The following is a 16,733-nucleotide window of genomic DNA, read 5'->3' as shown; positions in this document are numbered from 1 at the left end:
CTCAAATTGATCTCGGCATCGGCAGCGCGGCTTTCCGGCCTGTGCCGATCACTCACGAGCGGCGGCATCCCATCTTCCATCACCCCTTGCGTGCAAGGGATCGCCGCTCAGGGAGGTGGCCTGCAACCTATTGCGCTGCAAGGGATTTGAATGGTGCCGCCTCGCGACGGGATGAAAGGCAGATGACCGGGTTTTCCCATACCCCCGCGGCCCGGCACGAAGGGACGAGATGATGGCTATCAAGACGAAGACCAGCGCCAAGCCGGTCGAAGAATCGAACAAGGCGCGGCAGGCCAAGAGTGGCGCCATCGCCAAGGCCAAGGCGGTCGAACCCGATGTCGCGGCGCGGATCGGCAGCACCCCGCGTACCAAATTCCGGGGCGACCCCGACGTCTTCGGCCGGCTGGTCGAGGACCACGACCGCCATCGTGCGCTATTCGCGATGATCGAGGATATCGAAGGCAAATCGCCCGAACGCCAAGCCTTGTTCCGCGAACTGGCGCTCGAGGTACAGGCGCATGCCGCGGCGGAAGAGCAGGCATTGTGGTCGACGGTCCTGCGCAATCCTGCCACGACCGAATTCGCGCGCCATGCCATCGCCGAGCATAAGGAGATCGACGAAATGTTCGCCGACCTCGCAGCGCGCGACATGGCGTCGCCGGGCTGGCTCAGGCGGTTCGCGTCGGCGAAGGAGGAATATCTCCATCACATCCGCGAAGAGGAGCAGGAGCAGTTCGTTGCCGCCGAGAAAAATCTGGGCGCGAGCGACGTGCGCTATATGCGAAAAGTCTTCAACCGCCGCAAGAAAGCCGAAAAGGCGGCGGCGAAGATCCAGAAGAAGATCAGGTTGAAGGATTAGAGCCTGCTTTGGATGAAATATGGCGTGCCCCCGCGCAGGCGAGAACCCAGAGCGGCGCAGCGCCACGCTTGGCCATATCCGCCGCATGCCAACGCTCTTGATGATCGCGCGCGTGTCCCGCATTCTCGGGGCATGAACAGGACGTCTAGCCAGCGCGCGAAGGGACTGCGTCAATTCCTGGATCCCGAGCAGCAGGGCGAGTGGCTGGCGGGAAAGGCGGAATTGGCCGACGCGGCGGAGCGGCAGGATTCGATCGAGCAGCGGATGAAATATGCGCTCCGCTTCCAGAAACTGCTTCGCCGGCCGCAAGCACCCGAGCTGTTCGAGATTCTCGAACTATATGGCCGTACCTGCATCCCCATACCCCGCGCGACGGAACGCGCCTACTGGTCGGTTTCCTGCCTGCCATCGACCTCTGACAAGCCGTTGATTCGCGTCAACGCGAGCTGGATGGAACTGTTCACCCTCTACGCGGAAGGCGACGATCTGCGTGCGCGGTTCATTGTTCACCTTTCGGATTTCACGACCGATGGATCACCGATGCCGGAGGCGGTCGACCGGGCGTTTCTTGAACAGAGTGCGCCCATGCCCGAGGGTTTGAGCTATTCCTTTCCAAACGGAGCGGACATCTTTGTCATCAAGATGCGAGGCTCGGCTTCCATTTGCGAGTTCCTGGCGGTCCCGCGCGCGTTGCGCGCCATTCGGCGATTCAACCTGACCCACATGAACCGCGGACGGAACGCCTATCAGGCCAGCCACTCCTATAGTGTGGCGGACTACATGTTGGGGGAAGGCGCTCTCTGACGCGCGGCAATCGGCCTGGAGCATCTCCTATGCAGCGGGAGGGCCGTTGCGGCGGCCACGCCAGGCGGCTTGTCGCCGGACTGTGATCGACCGGTGCGCGCAATCCCTTGAACGCGGGGGCGAATGCGCCCATATTACGATTATCGTCAACAAGCGAAAGGAGGTGGTCCAATGTCTCATTGTCCAATGCCGCGTGCGGCCGATTTGATGAGCATGGCCTCCGTCCGCGGGGTCCGGTTCGCCTGATCTTTCCGCATCGGCCAAGACAATGGAAGGGCCGCCCGCGAGGGCGGCCCTTTTGCTTTGCGGGCTTCGCTTCGGTCCGGAAGGCTGAGGGTGCCCGATCCGCCGGGTGCAACCCGACGGGCGCTCGGCGAGTTCCTGTTCGGGGCGGGATGATGGAGGCCGATATGACCGACGACAGTGATTTCGATCGCGCCGCAACCGCGCCGGTCGAGCGGATCGCGCGCACGCTCGCGGGCCACGCGCTCAGCCGCAACGCCGAAGGCGATCTCGCGTCCGCGGGCGCGAGCGTCGATGCGCTGTGGCCCGAGTATAGCGACGCCGCGCTCGCCATCCTCAAGACGCTGCGCGAGCCGAGCGGGCGGATGCTCACGGTCGGCGACGCCGATGTCTGGGACCGGATGATCCACGCCGCGATCGAGGATGAAACCATTTCGGAAAACTGAAACGGAGCGATTCATGCGCCTGATCCGCGACAATAGCCTGACGATCGTCCTGATGCTGCTGTTCGCGGGCACCATCATCGGCCAGTGGATCGCCGGCTGGCACGTCGCGATCGAAGACGCAGCACGGCACGGCCGATCCGCGCTGTCGCTTACGGCCTATACGGCCAGCCCGAGGTTCCTTTCCAGCGTGTTCGAGAATTGGGAGAGCGAGTTTCTCCAGATGTCGGCCTATGTCGTGCTGACCGCGATTCTCATCCAGCGCGGTTCGTCGGAATCGAAGGACCCCGACACGCCGCCGCGCGACCGGAACCTCGCGGCGCAGGCGCAGAAGCCGGGGGCGCCTGCCGCCCTTCGCGCCGGCCGGCTGGCGCGCGCGCTTTATGCACGGTCGCTGGGGATCGTCCTCGCGCTGCTGTTCCTGCTGTCGTTCGTGCTGCACTGGACGCAGAGCGCCAGGGCGGCCGCCGAGGAGGCGCTCAACCATGGCGAAGCGGCGCCGACGCTGATCGCCTATCTCGGCGACCCTCAGTTCTGGTTCGAATCCTTCCAGAACTGGCAGAGCGAGTTTCTCTCGACCGCGGTGCTCGTCGTGCTGTCGATCTTCCTGCGCCAGCGCGAGTCGCCCGAATCGAAACCGGTCGCGGCGCCCCACGCCCAGACCGGCGAATGACGGCGGCGGCGCGATCCGGACGGGCGGGCGTTATCAGCGGCGCGCGAGCATGTCGTAATGGCGGCCGAATCCGAAGCGGTCGAAGCGGGTGAAGCCCGCGGCGCGCAGCCGCGCCTCGATCGCGGCGGCGTCGGTCCAGCGGGTGTCGACCTCGTAGAAGATCGCCGCGATGCGGCTCCGGTGCCGCGAGGCCGCGAGCGCCTCGACGACGATCTCTTCATGGCCTTCGACGTCGATCTTGACGATCAGCGGTTCATCCCCCTCCAGCAGCGCGTCGACTCCCGCAATGCCGAGAATACTGATCTCCTCGCCCGCATCGCTGCTTTCCGGCGCCGCGTCGCGCAGGCTCGCGGTGCCGCTGTGCGCGCTGTCGGTCGCGATCGAGGCCATCCCCGAGTGGAGCGAGACCGCGGCGTGGACGGGCTTGATGCATCCGGTCAGCCCGTTGAGCGCGATATTGTCGACGAGCAGCGCGAAGGTCGCCGCGACGGGCTCGAAGGCGAAGGCGGCGGCGCAATGCGGGTTCTGCGCCGCAAGCAGGCTGTAGAGTCCCTGGTTGGCGCCGATGTCGACGAAGGCGAAGCGCCGGTCCTGCGCCGCGAGATAGTCTGAGAGATCGCGGCCATAGGTCGCGGCCTGGCAATATTGGAAGGTGCGGTCGCCCCAGTTGGCGCGCATCTTGACGCCATAGCGCGACGTCACGACGCCGTCGGCGCGCGCGCGGGGAAGCGCGGCGCGGGTGCGTACCCATGCCTTGTGCAGCGTCTTGCGCACCCCATAGTCGAGGAAGGCGGCGAGCGGCGAGGGTTGGTGGAGGGTCGGGGCCATGGTCATGCTCTCGCCATGAAGGACAGGATCGCCTCGGCCGCGCGTTCGGACGAGGGGCGCTCGCCGAGGTCGAAGCTGTAGCGGAACATCTGCTCCTGCCGGTCGTGCATCGCGGGCGTCAGGCGCGGGACCTCGGCGAGTGCCGCGTCCAACTCGTCCAGCGTCTCGACGACGGTGCCGGCGCGCCAGTGGGCGAAGTCGGGGTCGCCCTGCCAGCGCAGGCGGCGCGGATTGAGGAAGAGGCAGGGACGCGGGCTCCGGATGAACTCGTAGACCTGGCTGCTCGCGTCGCCGAGATAGATGTCGGCGGCGTCGGTATAGCTCATGTCGAGGCTCGCGGCGCTGCCGGTGTCGATCAGCATATGGTCGTGCTCATAATGGTCGGGACGCGGGCCGTAGTTCCAGCCGAGCGCGAAGGGGGAGAGCGAGGCGGTCACGCGCTTTTTGAACAGCATGACATGCGGCGCGAAGATGAGGTTGTAGCGGTCCTGCGCCGCGAACCAGTCGAGGATCTGCGGCCCCATCGCATACCAGGAGGAGAGGGCGGGCGAGGGGTGCGGGTTGTAGAGGACGGTCGGCCGGTCCTTGGGAAACAGGCGCGGGCCGCCGGCGCGCGGGGGCAGGTCGAATTTCGGATAGCCGACGATCGCGTGCCCGTCCTCCTTGAGCAGCTCGGCCTGCGCGAGCCGGTCGCGGATCTTTTCGCCCGACAAAAGGACGAGGTCGAATTGGCCGCTCGCCTTGTCGAAGCCGATCGCGCGGTCGCCCGCGCCGTGGCGCGTGTGGACGAGCTTGAGCGATTTCAGTCCGAACAGCGATTTCAGGAGCAGCGAGGTTTTTTCGGGCACGACGAGCGCGTCGAGCGCGCGGAAGCGGTCGAGGTTGCGGTGGAGGGTCGAAACGATGTCGGCCGGGATCGCGCGGCCGGTCGCCCGGTTCGCGGCGCGCGCCAGAGCCGAGGGCGGGCGGAGGCGGACGATCTCGGGCACCGGCCCGCCGCTCGCCGCGGCGAGGCGGCGCACTTCGCCCTCGCTGCCTTCGGAGACGAGAATGCTGACGCGCGCGCCCGCGCCGCGGCGGAGCAGCGCGAGCGCGACGGGAAGGGCATGCGCGACCTGGTGCCCGCCGCTGTGGTTGAAGAGGAAGCCGATGTGCATGGGCGTCAGCGCGCGGCGGCGCTCCAGTCGAGGATCGGCCAGCGCCGTTCGGCCGCGACGGCGCGCAGCGCGCGCGACGGGTTCACCGCGATCGCCTCGTCGGCGAGCTCGAAGACCGGAAGGTCGGAGACATGGTCCGAATAGAAACGGATATGCGCGGCGTCGCGTGCGATGCCCGCCTGGGCGAGAAAGGCCTCGATCCGTCCCTTCTTGTCGGCGCCGTAGCAGTTCGCGCCGCCGATCGCGGGGGTCAGGCAGCCGTCGCGCCATGTCGAGGCGCTGGCGATCACGTCGGCGATGCCGAGCCGGCGCGCGAGCGCGGCGGTGTAGAGATGCGGGGCGGCGCTGGCGATGACGATGCGGCGCCCCGCGGCGCGCTCGCGCTCGATCAGCGCGATACCCTCGGCATAGAGGCCTCGGGCGACGAGATGGCGCGCGAAGCGGTCGGCAAGGCGCGCCGCGTCGCGCTGCGGCAGCGCGCGGCCGAGCGCCAGCCGGTGCATCGCCTGCTTCATCGTCCGGCGCGGAACGAGCTTCAGCGCATAGAGAAGCGCGATGGGCAGCAGGATCGGGAGGAGGAGCAGGCGCCATGGCGCGCGGTGCCGCGCCGCGAACAGCAGGAACCGGCTGTAGGTCGGCAGGATCGTCAGCGTGCGGTCGAGGTCGAAGACCGACAGGGCGACCGGGGGTGGGACCGCCCGTGCGGCGGGTTCGACCTTTCGTTGCGGCTGCGCCATCGCCTGCTCCTTCCAGGCCGTGACCATGACAGGGCGAACTGACGCGGCGATGGCGTCTTCATTTGTTTTTCGTCATGTTGGCCGAATGGATGGCCGCGCGCGCGATCTGCGATTATCGAGGGGACCATGCACATCCTGGTGATCGAGGACGATGCGCGCGTCGCGGAGCATATCGGCAAGGGGCTGAAGGCGGCCGGGCATCTGGTCGACCTGGAAGGCGACGGGCGCGCCGGGCTGCTCCGCGCGGCGGCGGAGACCTACGACCTGATCGTCGTCGACCGGATGCTGCCCAATGTCGATGGGCTGACCATCGTCCAGACGATCCGCGCGACCGGCGACACGACGCCGGTGCTGTTCCTGAGCGCGCTCGCCGAGGTCGACGAGCGCGTCGCCGGACTGCGCGCGGGCGGCGACGATTATCTGACCAAGCCCTTCGCCATGTCCGAACTGCTCGCGCGCATCGACGTGCTGAGCCGCCGCGGGCCGGCGATCGTCGCCGAGACGAAGCTGAACGTCGGCGACCTCGAGATCGACCTGCTCGGCCAGGCGGTGCGCCGCGGCGGCCGGCCCGTCGACCTGACCGCGCGCGAGTTCCGCATCCTCGCCTATCTGGCGCAGAACGAGGGGCGGGTGGTAACGCGCTCGATGCTGCTCGAACATGTGTGGGACTATCATTTCGACCCCCAGACCAACATCATCGACCAGCATGTCAGCCGCTTGCGGCAAAAGGTCGACCGCGGCTTCGAGACGCCGCTGATCCATACGGTGCGCGGGACCGGCTATATCATGCGGGCGGGCGGATGAGCGCGCCCGCGCGGGGGCGGCTGTGGCGCAGCCTGACGCTGCGGCTCGGCGTCATCTATGTCGCGCTGTTCCTGACCTCGACCGCGCTGATGTTCGGCGCCGCATATTGGATGGCGGTCTATCGCCCGTTGCAGCAGGAAGCGGCGGCGGTGCGCAGCGAAATGGGCGACCTCGCCGCGATCGACCGCGCGGGCGGGCGCGACGCGCTGATCCGCGCGCTGGTGACGCGGCAGGCGACGGGGCCGAAAAAGCCGTTTCACGCGCTGATCGCGGCCGACGGCGAGCCGGTCATCGCAAACCTGCCGAGCTGGCCCGACGATCCGGTTTCCGGCTGGACGCTGCTCGAGGCCGATATCTATCAGGCGGGGCAGGAACATGATTACGAGGCGCTGGTCGTCGAGAACCGGCTCGACGACGGCGCGCGGCTGATCGTCGGGCGCGACGTCGAGAGCATCGACGACCGCGACGAGCTGTTCACCATCGGGTCGGCGTGGCTGATCGTCGTCGCGGCCTGCCTCGCGATCGGCGGCAGCATCGCGATGAGTTCGGCGGTCGGGCAGCGGATCGACGCGGTGACGCGCACCGCGCGGCGCGTGATGGCGGGCAGCCTGACCGAGCGCATCCCGCTGCGCGGCACCGGCGACGATTTCGACGAACTCGCGGCGACGCTCAACATGATGCTCGGCCGGATCGAGGAATCGGTCGAATCGGTGCGGCGCGTCTCGGACAATGTCGCGCACGAATTGCGCACGCCGCTGGCGCGGCTGCACGCCGACCTCGACGAGCTTCGCGGAGCGGAGAATGCGGCGGAGCGCGAGCGCCTGACCGAACAGGCGCTCGCCGAGGCCGAGCGGCTGCAGTCGATCTTCGACGCGCTGCTGCGCATCGCGCGGATCGAAAGCGGCCGGCATCTCGCGGGGATGAAGCCTGTCGACCTGACGCTGCTCCTCGCCGATGCGGTCGAGTTTCACATGCCCGAGGCCGAGGCGCGCGGGCAGCGGATCGAGAGCGACATCGCGCCGGGGCTCGTCATCGAGGGCGACCGCAACCTGATCTTCCAGGCGGTGTCGAACCTGCTCGACAATGCGATCAAATATGGCGGCGAGGCCGGCGCGGTGCGCGTCGCGGCGCGGCGGGAGGGTGAGGGGGTGCGGATCGCGATTGCCGATCGGGGGCCGGGCATCGCCCCCGAATATCGCGACCGCGTGACCGAACGCTTCTTTCGCGTGCCGGCGACGGCGGGAGAGCCGGGCACCGGGCTGGGCCTCGCGCTCGTCAGCGCGATCGTCGCGCTCCACAAGGGGCGGATGGACATCGGCGACGCCGGGCCGGGGGCGATGGTGACGCTGGTATTTTAGGATACGCCCCTCCCCCTTGATGGGGGAGGCAGCGAGACTTGGGACATTGTCGCCTAAAGCATGATCGTTTTGGACTGAATCGTCATCCCGGCGAAGGCCGGGATCTCGCCAGTGCGTCAGCTCGAGACGGTGAGATCCCGGCCTTCGCCGGGATGACGAGATAAAGGAAGGCGGTGTTTCAGTCTAACTCGATCACGATCTCGTCGCAGGTGCGGTTTTGGCGTTGCGCAGGGTCGCACCATCACCCCCATCCAACTCCGCCTACGCCGCTGCGCGGCCAAGGCTGCGTATCCTTCCCCCATCAAGGGGGAAGGTTGGTTGGCGCCCTATTGGTCGATGATCATCGTGCCGGGATGATGCTTGTCGAGGTGGCGCTTGATGATCTTCAGATTCCGGCTGTTCGAGCGGAAGAAAAGGTCGAAGGCGTCGCCGACGAGCGGGATCGCGCCGAGCGCGGTGTCGACGCCGAGGTTCCCCATCATCCGCCAGATTTTCCACTGGGGCATGCCGAGGTTGCGCGCTTCCCAGATCAGATAGGCGCCCATGACCGCGGTGATCACGTCGCCGACCACGGGAACGAGGCCGACGATCGCATCGAGGCCGACCGGGCGGTTGATGCCCGGAATGGTGAAGCTGCGTTCGAGCAGGATCTCGAGCGTTTCGACCCGCTTGCGCAGCGCGGTCGGGTCGCGGCGATTCTGGATCAGCGCGTCGAAGATCGCATCGGTGTCGGGGGTGGAGGGGGCCATTGGCGTCCTTTTCCAAAAGCGCGCCAAAGCGGCGCGCAAAGGCTTAGTTGGGAGCGGCGATCAGGTGATTCAATGGGTGACGCGCGCGGCCGTTCGCGCGCAGCCCGGTGAGCCGCTGCGAGGCGACCGACCAGCGCAGTGGGGTCGCCAGCGGGATGAAGGGGGTGTAGCGCGCGAGAATAGCCTCGGCCTCGCCGATCAGGCGCGCGCGCTCGGCGGGGTCGGTCGCCGCGACCGCTTCGTCGATCTTGCGCCGCGCCTCGGCGTTGCACAGCGTGTCGCGCTGGCACGACAGGCGGCGCAGTCCCCAGACGGCGTCGTCGTTGGGCATCACCGCGTCGATCAGCTTGAGGTCGGCCTCGCGTCCCATCCCGACGCGCCGGCTCGGCACCCCGATGCGCGCGAAATCGGCCGCGACATAGGCATAGAGGATGCGGCCGCCGGGCGAATCGGGAACCGCGATGCGCAGCGGCTCCAGCGTGCGCCCCGCGGCCTTCCAGGCGTCGACCACCCGTTTCGCCTGCGCGAGGCGCGACGCATCGTCATAGTCGGCCCAGGCGGGAATGAGCGGCGCCGGGCCGCCGTCGCGCGAGTAGAGCGCGGGACGCAGCGTCACCTGCGGCTGCCATTCGGCGAGCCCGAAGGCGTCGATCAGCCGGTCGCGCCGGATCGCGCGCGCCAGCGCCTCGCGATTGGCGTCGGTGGCGAGAAATCCCTCGGCGCGCACGAAGGCGAGGCCGAAAAGCCCCGGCACCGGATCGACGATCAGGCGCGAGCGGCCGATGTTCGAGGCGACGAAATAGGGCAGCGACGAAAAACGGCCGCCGAGCACCCCGTCGGCATAGCCGTTCTTGAAGCGCGCGAGCGCTCGCGGCGCACTAACTCCCACCAGTTCGATCGACGCCGCCGGATCGGCAGCCGCCGCCTCGGCCTCTTCGGGATCCTCGGCGAGCGGGTCGGCCACGGGGGTCAGCAGCATCGCGCGGCCCTGTTTCTTCGGCCGCATCGGCCCCCAGCCCATGCCGCGATTGACGATCGCCATCGACGGCAGCGCGAGCAGCTCCAGGATGTCGGGCTGCGGCACCGACAGGCGGATTTCGATCACGCTGTCGGTCATCGCCTTGATCGTCTCGATCTCCGGAAAATCGTCGCGCAGCACATGCTTGCTGCGCGGCCCGAGATAGCCGCGCAGGATCGCCGCGACATCCTCGGCGGTCACCTTTTCGCCGTTCGACCATTTGGCCTCGCGGACGCGGAAGATATAGCTGCGGCCGTCGGCGGTGACCGTCCAGCGTTCGGCGAGGCCGACGTCGATCTGGCCTTCGCCATCGTAGCTGACGAGTCCCTGCGACGTCGCCTCGAGCAGCGCGGCATTGGGCGCCGACAATTCGCCGTTCGCCGGGTTCGCCGCGGGGTTCAACGATCCGATCGCGGCGACGCGCACCGGCCCGCGCTCGCCGAACAGGCCGCAGCTGCCGAGGCTCAGCAGGATCAGCGCGGTCGCGACGGTTCGCGTCCCTATGCCGCCGGCTTTCATGCGTCTGCCACTCCTGCGCCCACTCCTGCCACTGGTGCGGACGGCGGGACTCGAACCCGCACACCCAGATGGATAGCAGATTTTAAGTCTGCTGCGTCTACCGGTTCCGCCACGTCCGCGCACCGGCTGCCGGTCAAGCCGAAGGGCCGGGGGAGGTCAAGCGATGTTTGCGGCTTTCCCGCGCCCATGGGCTCGGGTAGAGCATGCCGCCATGCAACCCGTGCTCTCCATCTCCGGCCTCGGCAAAACATACAAGAGCGGCCACCAGGCGCTGAGCGGCGTCGATCTCGACATCGCGAAGGGCGAGATTTTCGCGCTGCTCGGGCCGAACGGGGCGGGTAAGACGACGCTGATCAGCATCGTGTGCGGCATCGTGATGCCCAGCGCAGGCACGGTGACGGTGGCGGGGCGCGACCATCTTCGCGATTATCGCGCCGCGCGCTCGATGATCGGGCTGGTGCCGCAGGAACTGCACACCGACGCGTTCGAGACGGTGCTGGCGACGGTCAACTTCTCGCGCGGGTTGTTCGGCAAGCGGCGCGATCCCGCCTTCATCGAGCGGTTGCTTCGCGACCTGTCGCTGTGGGACAAGCGCGATGCGAAGATCATGGAATTGTCTGGCGGGATGAAGCGCCGCGTGATGATCGCGAAGGCGCTCTCCCACGAACCCGAAATCCTCTTCCTCGACGAGCCGACCGCGGGGGTCGACGTCGAGCTGCGCCGCGACATGTGGACCATGGTGCACGGGCTTCGCGAGCGCGGCGTCACGATCATCCTGACGACCCATTATATCGAGGAGGCCGAGGAAATGGCCGACCGCGTCGGGGTGATCAGCAAGGGCAGGCTGATCCTGGTCGAGGAGAAGAACGCGCTGATCAAGAAGCTCGGGCGCAAGACGCTGACCCTCAACCTCGCCGAACCGATGACGGCGATCCCCGCCGAGCTCGGCGAATGGCGGCTCGAACTCGCGGGCGAGGGGCACGAACTGGTCTATGAATTCGACAGCCAGGCCGAGGCGACAGGGGTGCCGTCGCTGCTGCGGCGGATGAGCGACCTCGGTATCGGCTTCAAGGACCTGCACACGAAGCAGAGTTCGCTCGAGGATATTTTCGTCGGGCTGGTGCACGAGACGAAGGCGGAGCAGGCGGTATGATTTCGAATTTCCGCGGCATCCGCGCGATCTATCAGTTCGAGATGGCGCGCTTCGGGCGGACCTTCTGGACCAGCCTGATCCTGCCGGTGATCACCACCGCACTCTATTTCGTCGTCTTCGGCTCGGCGATCGGCAGCCGGATGAGCGAGGTCAGCACGGTGCCCTATGGCGCGTTCATCGTGCCCGGGCTGATGATGCTGACGATGTTCACCGAAAGCATCAGCAATTCGTCGTTCGGAATCTACATGCCCAAATGGACCGGGACGATCTACGAGATGCTGTCGGCGCCGATGTCGCCGCTCGAACTGCTGATCGCCTATGTCGGCGCGGCGGCGACCAAGTCGGTGATCATCGGGTCGATCATCTTCGCGACCGCGCATCTGTTCGTCGACGTAGAGGTCGCGCACCCGCTGCTGATGGCGGCGTTCATGATCCTGATGGCAGTGACCTTCTGCCTCTTCGGCTTCATTATCGGCATCTGGGCGCAGAGTTTCGAGCAGCTGCAGGTGATCCCGATGCTCGTCGTCTATCCGCTGACCTTTCTGGGCGGCGCCTTCTATTCGCTCGATATGCTGCCGAAGGCGTGGCAGGCGGTGACGCTGTTCAACCCCGTCGTTTATCTGATCAGCGGCTTTCGCTGGACCTTCTTCGGGCAGGGCGACGTCGCGATCGAGGTGAGCATGGGCGCGGTCGCGCTGTTCCTGGCGCTGTGCCTCGGCGTGATCTTCTGGATGTTCCGGACGGGATACCGGTTGAAGAATTGAGGCGAGTGCAGCTCATCGTCATTGCGAGCGCAGCGAAGCAATCTCCAGCCATCGAACTGGAGATTGCTTCGCTGCGCTCGCAATGACGATTTTTGAAACGCCGAGATTACCGACCGTCAGTCGTTCAACCGCTCGCGCATTTCCTTGCCCGGCTTGAAATAAGGCACGCTCTTGGCCTTCACCGCGACGGGGGTGCCGGTGCGCGGATTGCGGCCGGTGCGCGAGTCGCGGCTGCGCGTCGAAAATGCCCCGAAACCGCGCAATTCCACGCGGCCGCCGGCGGCCAGCTGGTCGACGATGGAATCGAAGAAAACATCGACGATTCTTTCCACCTCTTCGAGGCGCAAATCGCTGTTTTCGCTGGCGATCTTTTGAACCAGTTCCGACCGGATCATCTGCTTCCCCTATTATCACGCCTGTCCCGCCGTGGCGGGGATATCCGGTCGTTGCCGGCTCGATTGCGTGAGACCCCTCCCAACGCGCGCAGAACCTACCATGAATCGGGTTCCGATCAAAATATATAGCTCGACGAAAAAGGCCCGCCGAGGGACACTCGGCGGGCCTTTCCGTCATTTCGTCGAAGGGGGGAAGGGTCAGCCCTTCTTGCCCGCCTTCAGCGCCTCGCCGAGGATGTCGCCGAGCGACGCACCCGAGTCCGACGAGCCATACTGCGCGACGGCCTGCTTCTCTTCGGCGATCTGCATCGCCTTGACCGAGAAGTTCGGCTTTTTCGAGCGGTCGAAGCCGGCGACCATCGCGTCGAACTTCTGGCCGACCTGATAGCGGTCGGGGCGCTGCTCGTCGCGGTCGCGGCCGAGGTCGGCGCGCTTGATGAAGCCGGTCGCGCCATCGTCGCCCGCCTGGACCTCGAGGCCGTTGTCGCGGACTTCGAGGACGGTGACGGTGACGACGTCGTTCTTCTTCAGCGAACCCGCACCGGCGCCGGCGCCGACGGCGGGAGCGCCCTTTTCAAGCTGCTTGATGCCGAGGCTGATGCGTTCCTTCTCGACGTCGACGTCGAGAACGACGACCTGCACCTGCTCGCCCTTGCGGTGGAGATGCAGCGCTTCCTCGCCCGAGATGCCCCAGGCGATGTCCGACATGTGGACCATGCCGTCGACGTCGCCGGGCAGGCCGACGAACAGACCGAATTCGGTCGCATTCTTGACTTCGCCCTCGACGACCGAGCCGACCGGGTGAGCCTCTGCAAAGGCGCCCCAGGGGTTCGACTGCGCCTGCTTGAGGCCGAGCGAAATGCGGCGCTTTTCGCTGTCGACTTCGAGGACGATGACGTCGACTTCCTGGCTGGTCGAGACGATCTTGCCGGGGTGGACGTTCTTCTTGACCCACGACATTTCGCTGACGTGGACCAGGCCTTCGATGCCGGGCTCCAGCTCGACGAACGCGCCGTAATCGGTGATGTTCGTGACCGTTCCGGTGAGCTTCGCGCCGACCGGATATTTGGCGGCGACGCCTTCCCACGGATCGCTTTCGAGCTGCTTCATGCCGAGGCTGATGCGCTGTGTGTCGCGGTTGATGCGGATGATCTGGACGCGGACGGTGTCACCGATGTTGATGACTTCGCTCGGGTGGTTGACGCGCTTGTAGCTCATGTCGGTGACATGGAGCAGGCCGTCGATGCCGCCGAGGTCGACGAACGCACCGTAATCGGTGATGTTCTTGACCGCGCCTTCGATGATCTGACCCTCTTCGAGGTTCTGGATCAGGCCCGAACGCTGTTCGGCGCGCGTTTCCTCGAGGATGGCGCGACGCGACACGACGATGTTGCCGCGGCGGCGATCCATCTTGAGAATCTGGAAGGGCTGCGGCAGGTCCATGAGCGGGCCGACGTCGCGCACCGGGCGGATGTCGACCTGCGAACCCGGAAGGAACGCCACGGCGCCGCCGAGGTCGACGGTGAAGCCGCCCTTGACGCGGCCGAAGATGACGCCTTCGACGCGGGCTTCCTTGTTGAATTCTTCTTCGAGGCGGTCCCAGGCGGCTTCGCGGCGGGCGCGGTCGCGGGACAGCATGGTTTCGCCATTGGCGTTCTCGACGCGGTCGACATAGACTTCGACTTCGTCGCCGATCTTCAGATCGGCCTTCTGGCCCGGCATCGCGAATTCGCGAAGCGGCACGCGGCCTTCGCTCTTCAGGCCGATGTCGATCACTGCCAGGTCGTTTTCGATGCCGGTCACGGTGCCCTTGACGACGCGGCCTTCAAAGCCGCCGTCGGCGCCGCCCAGCGATTCATCGAGCATCGCGGCGAAATCGTCGCGCGTCGGAAAAGCCGTAGTGGCCATAGATGTGTCTTCCTTACTTCATTTGTTCCGGCCAAGCGGTTGGGTCCGCTGGTCTTGTGGCCGATCCGTCCCGTCCGCCGGATGCGGGGCGGGACATCCGCGGGGACGGCGTCGCGGCAGGACACAGGCAAAGCAAAAAGGGCGCGACAGGTGCGCCCCGTCACGCCCGACGCCCGTATCGAGCGGCGGCCAAGCTGTGCCGCAACCGGCGAAATCGCCCGTTGGACGCGGCGCATATAGTCGCATCGGGCGCCGCGAGCAAGGCGAAAGCGGCAAACTCAGCCGCGCGCGCCGACCTTGCCTTCGACGAAGGCGATCGCAGCGGCGATGGCCGCCGCGCGATCGAGCGCCGTATTGTCGAGCAGCAACGCGTCCTCGGCGCGAAGCAGCGGCGCGTCGGCGCGGCCGGTATCGCGCGCGTCGCGGGCGTGGATGTCGGCGAGCACGGCGTCGTAGGTAACCTCGACGCCGCGGCCCAGCATCTCGGCATGGCGGCGGCGCGCGCGCTCCTCGGGGCTCGCGGTGACGAACAGCTTGGCGTCGGCATGCGGCGCGATCACCGTGCCGATGTCGCGCCCGTCGAGCACCGCGCCCCCGGGCTGGTTCGCGAAGTCGACCTGGCGCTGGAACAGTGCCTTGCGGACCTCCGGGTGCACCGATACGCGGCTCGCGAGGCTGCCGGTGCTTTCGTAGCGCAGCGCCGGATCGTCCAGCAGGCTGCCCGGAAAATCGCAGGCGGCGAAGGCGTCGCGCGCATCGTCGGGGTCCCCGTGATTGAGCTGCGTCTGATAGCCGACGGCGCGATAGAGCAGCCCCGTGTCGAGCACCGGCAGGCCGAAATGCGCCGCGAGCGCGCGCGCGATTGTGCCCTTGCCCGACGCGGTGGGGCCGTCGACGGCGATGATCACCCCTGCAGTCCTTCGAGCAGCGCCTCGAAATTGGGGAAGCTCGTCGCGACCGGCGCCATGTCGTCGATCGTGACCGGCGCCTTGCTGACGAGGCCCGCGATCGCGAAGCTCATGCAGATGCGGTGGTCGAGATGGCCGGCGATGGTCGCGCCGCCTGCGAGGGGGGCGCCGCCGCTGCCCTCGATGATCAGGCCGTCCTCGCTTTCCTCGACGCGCGCGCCGATCGCCGCCAGCCCCGCCGCCATCACCGCCAGCCGGTCGCTTTCCTTGACGCGCAGTTCGTCGAGGCCGGTCGTCACCGTGCGCCCTTCGGCGAGCGCGGCGGCGACGAAGAGGATCGGGTATTCGTCGATCATGCTCGGGGCGACCGCCGGATCGACCTCGATGCCCTTCAAGACGCTATGGCGGACCCGCAGGTCGGCGACGGGCTCGCCGCCGACTTCGCGCGCATCGAGCAGGGTAATGTCGCCGCCCATCGCCTGCAGCACCTCGACGAGGCCGGCGCGGGTGGGGTTGAGCCCGACATTCGCGATGGTGACGTCCGAGCCGGGGACGAGCAGCGCCGCGACGATGAAGAAGGCGGCCGACGAGGGGTCGCCGGGCACGACGATCGCCTGCGGCTTGAGCTCGGCCTCCCCGTGGAGGCGGATGTGGCGGGTGCCGTCGGCGTCGGTCTCGACGCTGAGATCGGCGCCGAAGCCGCGCAGCATCCGCTCGCTGTGGTCGCGCGTCGGGACGGGCTCGATCACTTCGGTGATGCCCGGCGTGTTGAGCCCCGCGAGCAGCACGGCGCTCTTCACCTGCGCCGAGGCCATCGGCAGGCGATAGGCGAGGGGGATGGCGGGGGCGAGGCCGCGGACCATCAGCGGCAGAGTCCGGGTCCCCTTGGCCCCCGGCGAGGCCGAGATGTCGGCCCCCATCTGCGAGAGCGGGTCGATGACCCGGCCCATCGGTCGCCCCGACAGGCTGGCATCGCCGGTGAAGGTGACGGTGATCGGGTGGCTCGCGACGAGGCCCATGAGGAGGCGGGTCGAAGTGCCGCTGTTCCCCATGTCGAGCGCGCCCGTCGGCTGGAGCAGGCTGCCGACGCCGACGCCGTCGATGTTCCAGGCGCCTTCGCCGGTGCGCTCGATGTTCGCCCCCATCGCGCGCATCGCCGCAGCGGTGGCGAGCACGTCATGGCCTTCGAGCAGACCGGTGACGCGGCTCGTCCCCACTGCGAGCGCCGACAGCATCAGCGCGCGATGCGAGATGCTCTTGTCGCCGGGAATGGCGATCCGGCCGGTGAGCGGCGGGGAAGCGGAAAAGCGGCGCGGGGTGGGGTCGGGATGGGTCATTGCGCGGCGCTTTTGACAGCGGCCCGACAATCTGGCAAGGCGCACGCCGATTTGACGGATCGGCCACGGAATGCCG

17 protein-coding genes and 1 tRNA gene are annotated in these 16,733 nt (G+C 67.2%); 8 read left to right on the top strand and 10 right to left on the bottom strand.

What is annotated here, in order from left to right; translation table 11 throughout:
• Positions 1-232: 232 nt before the first annotated feature.
• The 4 genes from ACOTSS_RS10190 to ACOTSS_RS10175 all read left to right on the top strand — a co-directional run bounded on the left by ACOTSS_RS10190 (position 233) and on the right by ACOTSS_RS10175 (position 3,022).
• Positions 233-859 carry a hemerythrin domain-containing protein gene (locus tag ACOTSS_RS10190; RefSeq protein WP_448688060.1) on the top strand — a complete coding sequence of 209 codons (627 nt, stop codon included), beginning with the start codon at positions 233-235 and terminating at the stop codon, positions 857-859.
• 132 nt (positions 860-991) lie between these two features.
• Entirely contained in the window at positions 992-1,663 is a 672-nt protein-coding gene (locus ACOTSS_RS10185; protein WP_448688059.1) for a hypothetical protein, read from the top strand.
• A gap of 410 nt (positions 1,664-2,073) precedes the next feature.
• The gene (locus ACOTSS_RS10180) at positions 2,074-2,352 is read left to right on the top strand and encodes a hypothetical protein (RefSeq protein ID WP_448688058.1); all 279 of its coding nucleotides are present in this window, start codon (positions 2,074-2,076) and stop codon (positions 2,350-2,352) included.
• A gap of 13 nt (positions 2,353-2,365) precedes the next feature.
• Positions 2,366-3,022 (top strand): DUF6766 family protein, encoded by a 657-nt coding sequence (locus ACOTSS_RS10175; RefSeq protein WP_448688057.1) that lies wholly within the window; start codon positions 2,366-2,368, stop codon positions 3,020-3,022.
• Between the two features lie 33 nt (positions 3,023-3,055).
• Here ACOTSS_RS10175 and ACOTSS_RS10170 read toward each other — a convergent pair whose 3' ends face one another.
• The 3 genes from ACOTSS_RS10170 to ACOTSS_RS10160 are packed head-to-tail and all read right to left on the bottom strand — an operon-like array spanning position 3,056 to position 5,771.
• Complete coding sequence (locus ACOTSS_RS10170) at positions 3,056-3,856, bottom strand: FkbM family methyltransferase (protein WP_448688056.1); 801 nt, start codon at positions 3,854-3,856, stop codon at positions 3,056-3,058.
• Positions 3,853-5,007 (bottom strand): hypothetical protein, encoded by a 1,155-nt coding sequence (locus tag ACOTSS_RS10165; RefSeq protein ID WP_448688055.1) that lies wholly within the window; start codon positions 5,005-5,007, stop codon positions 3,853-3,855. Before ACOTSS_RS10165 ends, ACOTSS_RS10170 begins: the two co-directional genes overlap by 4 nt.
• 5 nt (positions 5,008-5,012) lie before the next feature.
• Complete coding sequence (locus ACOTSS_RS10160) at positions 5,013-5,771, bottom strand: HAD family hydrolase (protein WP_448688054.1); 759 nt, start codon at positions 5,769-5,771, stop codon at positions 5,013-5,015.
• A gap of 99 nt (positions 5,772-5,870) precedes the next feature.
• On the opposite strand from ACOTSS_RS10160, the gene ACOTSS_RS10155 reads away from it, so the two are divergent.
• Together ACOTSS_RS10155 and ACOTSS_RS10150 are read left to right on the top strand one after the other, a co-directional pair.
• The gene (locus ACOTSS_RS10155) at positions 5,871-6,548 is read left to right on the top strand and encodes a response regulator transcription factor (RefSeq protein WP_448688053.1); all 678 of its coding nucleotides are present in this window, start codon (positions 5,871-5,873) and stop codon (positions 6,546-6,548) included.
• On the top strand, positions 6,545-7,906 hold the full coding sequence (locus ACOTSS_RS10150; RefSeq protein ID WP_448688052.1) for an ATP-binding protein: 1,362 nt from the start codon (positions 6,545-6,547) through the stop codon (positions 7,904-7,906). Before ACOTSS_RS10155 ends, ACOTSS_RS10150 begins: the two co-directional genes overlap by 4 nt.
• A gap of 326 nt (positions 7,907-8,232) precedes the next feature.
• Here ACOTSS_RS10150 and ACOTSS_RS10145 read toward each other — a convergent pair whose 3' ends face one another.
• From ACOTSS_RS10145 to ACOTSS_RS10135, 3 genes are all read right to left on the bottom strand, one after another.
• The gene (locus tag ACOTSS_RS10145; protein ID WP_448688051.1) at positions 8,233-8,655 is read right to left on the bottom strand and encodes a DUF4112 domain-containing protein; all 423 of its coding nucleotides are present in this window, start codon (positions 8,653-8,655) and stop codon (positions 8,233-8,235) included.
• 43 nt (positions 8,656-8,698) lie between these two features.
• Positions 8,699-10,192 carry an ABC transporter substrate-binding protein gene (locus ACOTSS_RS10140; RefSeq protein WP_448688050.1) on the bottom strand — a complete coding sequence of 498 codons (1,494 nt, stop codon included), beginning with the start codon at positions 10,190-10,192 and terminating at the stop codon, positions 8,699-8,701.
• Positions 10,193-10,224: 32 nt separating this feature from the next.
• Positions 10,225-10,311 (bottom strand) — tRNA-Leu (locus tag ACOTSS_RS10135).
• A gap of 92 nt (positions 10,312-10,403) precedes the next feature.
• Here ACOTSS_RS10135 and ACOTSS_RS10130 point away from each other — a divergent pair.
• On the top strand, positions 10,404-11,345 hold the full coding sequence (locus ACOTSS_RS10130; protein ID WP_448688049.1) for an ABC transporter ATP-binding protein: 942 nt from the start codon (positions 10,404-10,406) through the stop codon (positions 11,343-11,345).
• Positions 11,342-12,109, top strand: a complete 768-nt coding sequence (locus ACOTSS_RS10125) for an ABC transporter permease (RefSeq protein ID WP_448688048.1) — start codon at positions 11,342-11,344, stop codon at positions 12,107-12,109. Before ACOTSS_RS10130 ends, ACOTSS_RS10125 begins: the two co-directional genes overlap by 4 nt.
• Before the next feature lie 116 nt (positions 12,110-12,225).
• Here the strand turns inward: ACOTSS_RS10125 and ACOTSS_RS10120 are convergent, their stop codons facing one another.
• The 4 genes from ACOTSS_RS10120 to aroA form a co-directional block, all read right to left on the bottom strand.
• Complete coding sequence (locus ACOTSS_RS10120) at positions 12,226-12,504, bottom strand: integration host factor subunit beta (protein WP_448688047.1); 279 nt, start codon at positions 12,502-12,504, stop codon at positions 12,226-12,228.
• A 198-nt stretch (positions 12,505-12,702) separates the two neighbouring features.
• Positions 12,703-14,412, bottom strand: coding sequence for a 30S ribosomal protein S1 (rpsA, locus tag ACOTSS_RS10115; protein WP_448688046.1), 1,710 nt, complete (start codon positions 14,410-14,412; stop codon positions 12,703-12,705).
• A gap of 278 nt (positions 14,413-14,690) precedes the next feature.
• Positions 14,691-15,320, bottom strand: coding sequence for a (d)CMP kinase (locus ACOTSS_RS10110; RefSeq protein WP_448688045.1), 630 nt, complete (start codon positions 15,318-15,320; stop codon positions 14,691-14,693).
• Positions 15,317-16,657: a 3-phosphoshikimate 1-carboxyvinyltransferase gene (gene aroA / locus ACOTSS_RS10105; RefSeq protein ID WP_448688044.1), complete on the bottom strand. Its 1,341-nt coding sequence runs from the start codon at positions 16,655-16,657 to the stop codon at positions 15,317-15,319. Before aroA ends, ACOTSS_RS10110 begins: the two co-directional genes overlap by 4 nt.
• Positions 16,658-16,733: the final 76 nt, after the last annotated feature.

This window comes from Sphingopyxis sp. NJF-3 (assembly GCF_053514865.1).
Note: the sequence above shows the minus strand (reverse complement) of the source record. Positions and strands in the feature narration are given on the sequence as shown.

Coding starts and splice junctions, on each gene's coding strand:
- ACOTSS_RS10160 (WP_448688054.1), bottom strand. CDS start 5,771: ATGGTCACGGCCTGGAAGGAGCAGGCGATGGCGCAGCCGCAACGAAAG.
- ACOTSS_RS10170 (WP_448688056.1), bottom strand. CDS start 3,856: ATGACCATGGCCCCGACCCTCCACCAACCCTCGCCGCTCGCCGCCTTC.
- ACOTSS_RS10185 (WP_448688059.1), top strand. CDS start 992: ATGAACAGGACGTCTAGCCAGCGCGCGAAGGGACTGCGTCAATTCCTG.
- ACOTSS_RS10145 (WP_448688051.1), bottom strand. CDS start 8,655: ATGGCCCCCTCCACCCCCGACACCGATGCGATCTTCGACGCGCTGATC.
- ACOTSS_RS10190 (WP_448688060.1), top strand. CDS start 233: ATGGCTATCAAGACGAAGACCAGCGCCAAGCCGGTCGAAGAATCGAAC.
- ACOTSS_RS10125 (WP_448688048.1), top strand. CDS start 11,342: ATGATTTCGAATTTCCGCGGCATCCGCGCGATCTATCAGTTCGAGATG.
- ACOTSS_RS10165 (WP_448688055.1), bottom strand. CDS start 5,007: ATGCACATCGGCTTCCTCTTCAACCACAGCGGCGGGCACCAGGTCGCG.
- ACOTSS_RS10140 (WP_448688050.1), bottom strand. CDS start 10,192: ATGAAAGCCGGCGGCATAGGGACGCGAACCGTCGCGACCGCGCTGATC.
- ACOTSS_RS10155 (WP_448688053.1), top strand. CDS start 5,871: ATGCACATCCTGGTGATCGAGGACGATGCGCGCGTCGCGGAGCATATC.
- ACOTSS_RS10150 (WP_448688052.1), top strand. CDS start 6,545: ATGAGCGCGCCCGCGCGGGGGCGGCTGTGGCGCAGCCTGACGCTGCGG.
- ACOTSS_RS10130 (WP_448688049.1), top strand. CDS start 10,404: ATGCAACCCGTGCTCTCCATCTCCGGCCTCGGCAAAACATACAAGAGC.
- ACOTSS_RS10120 (WP_448688047.1), bottom strand. CDS start 12,504: ATGATCCGGTCGGAACTGGTTCAAAAGATCGCCAGCGAAAACAGCGAT.
- rpsA (WP_448688046.1), bottom strand. CDS start 14,412: ATGGCCACTACGGCTTTTCCGACGCGCGACGATTTCGCCGCGATGCTC.
- ACOTSS_RS10180 (WP_448688058.1), top strand. CDS start 2,074: ATGACCGACGACAGTGATTTCGATCGCGCCGCAACCGCGCCGGTCGAG.
- ACOTSS_RS10175 (WP_448688057.1), top strand. CDS start 2,366: ATGCGCCTGATCCGCGACAATAGCCTGACGATCGTCCTGATGCTGCTG.
- aroA (WP_448688044.1), bottom strand. CDS start 16,657: ATGACCCATCCCGACCCCACCCCGCGCCGCTTTTCCGCTTCCCCGCCG.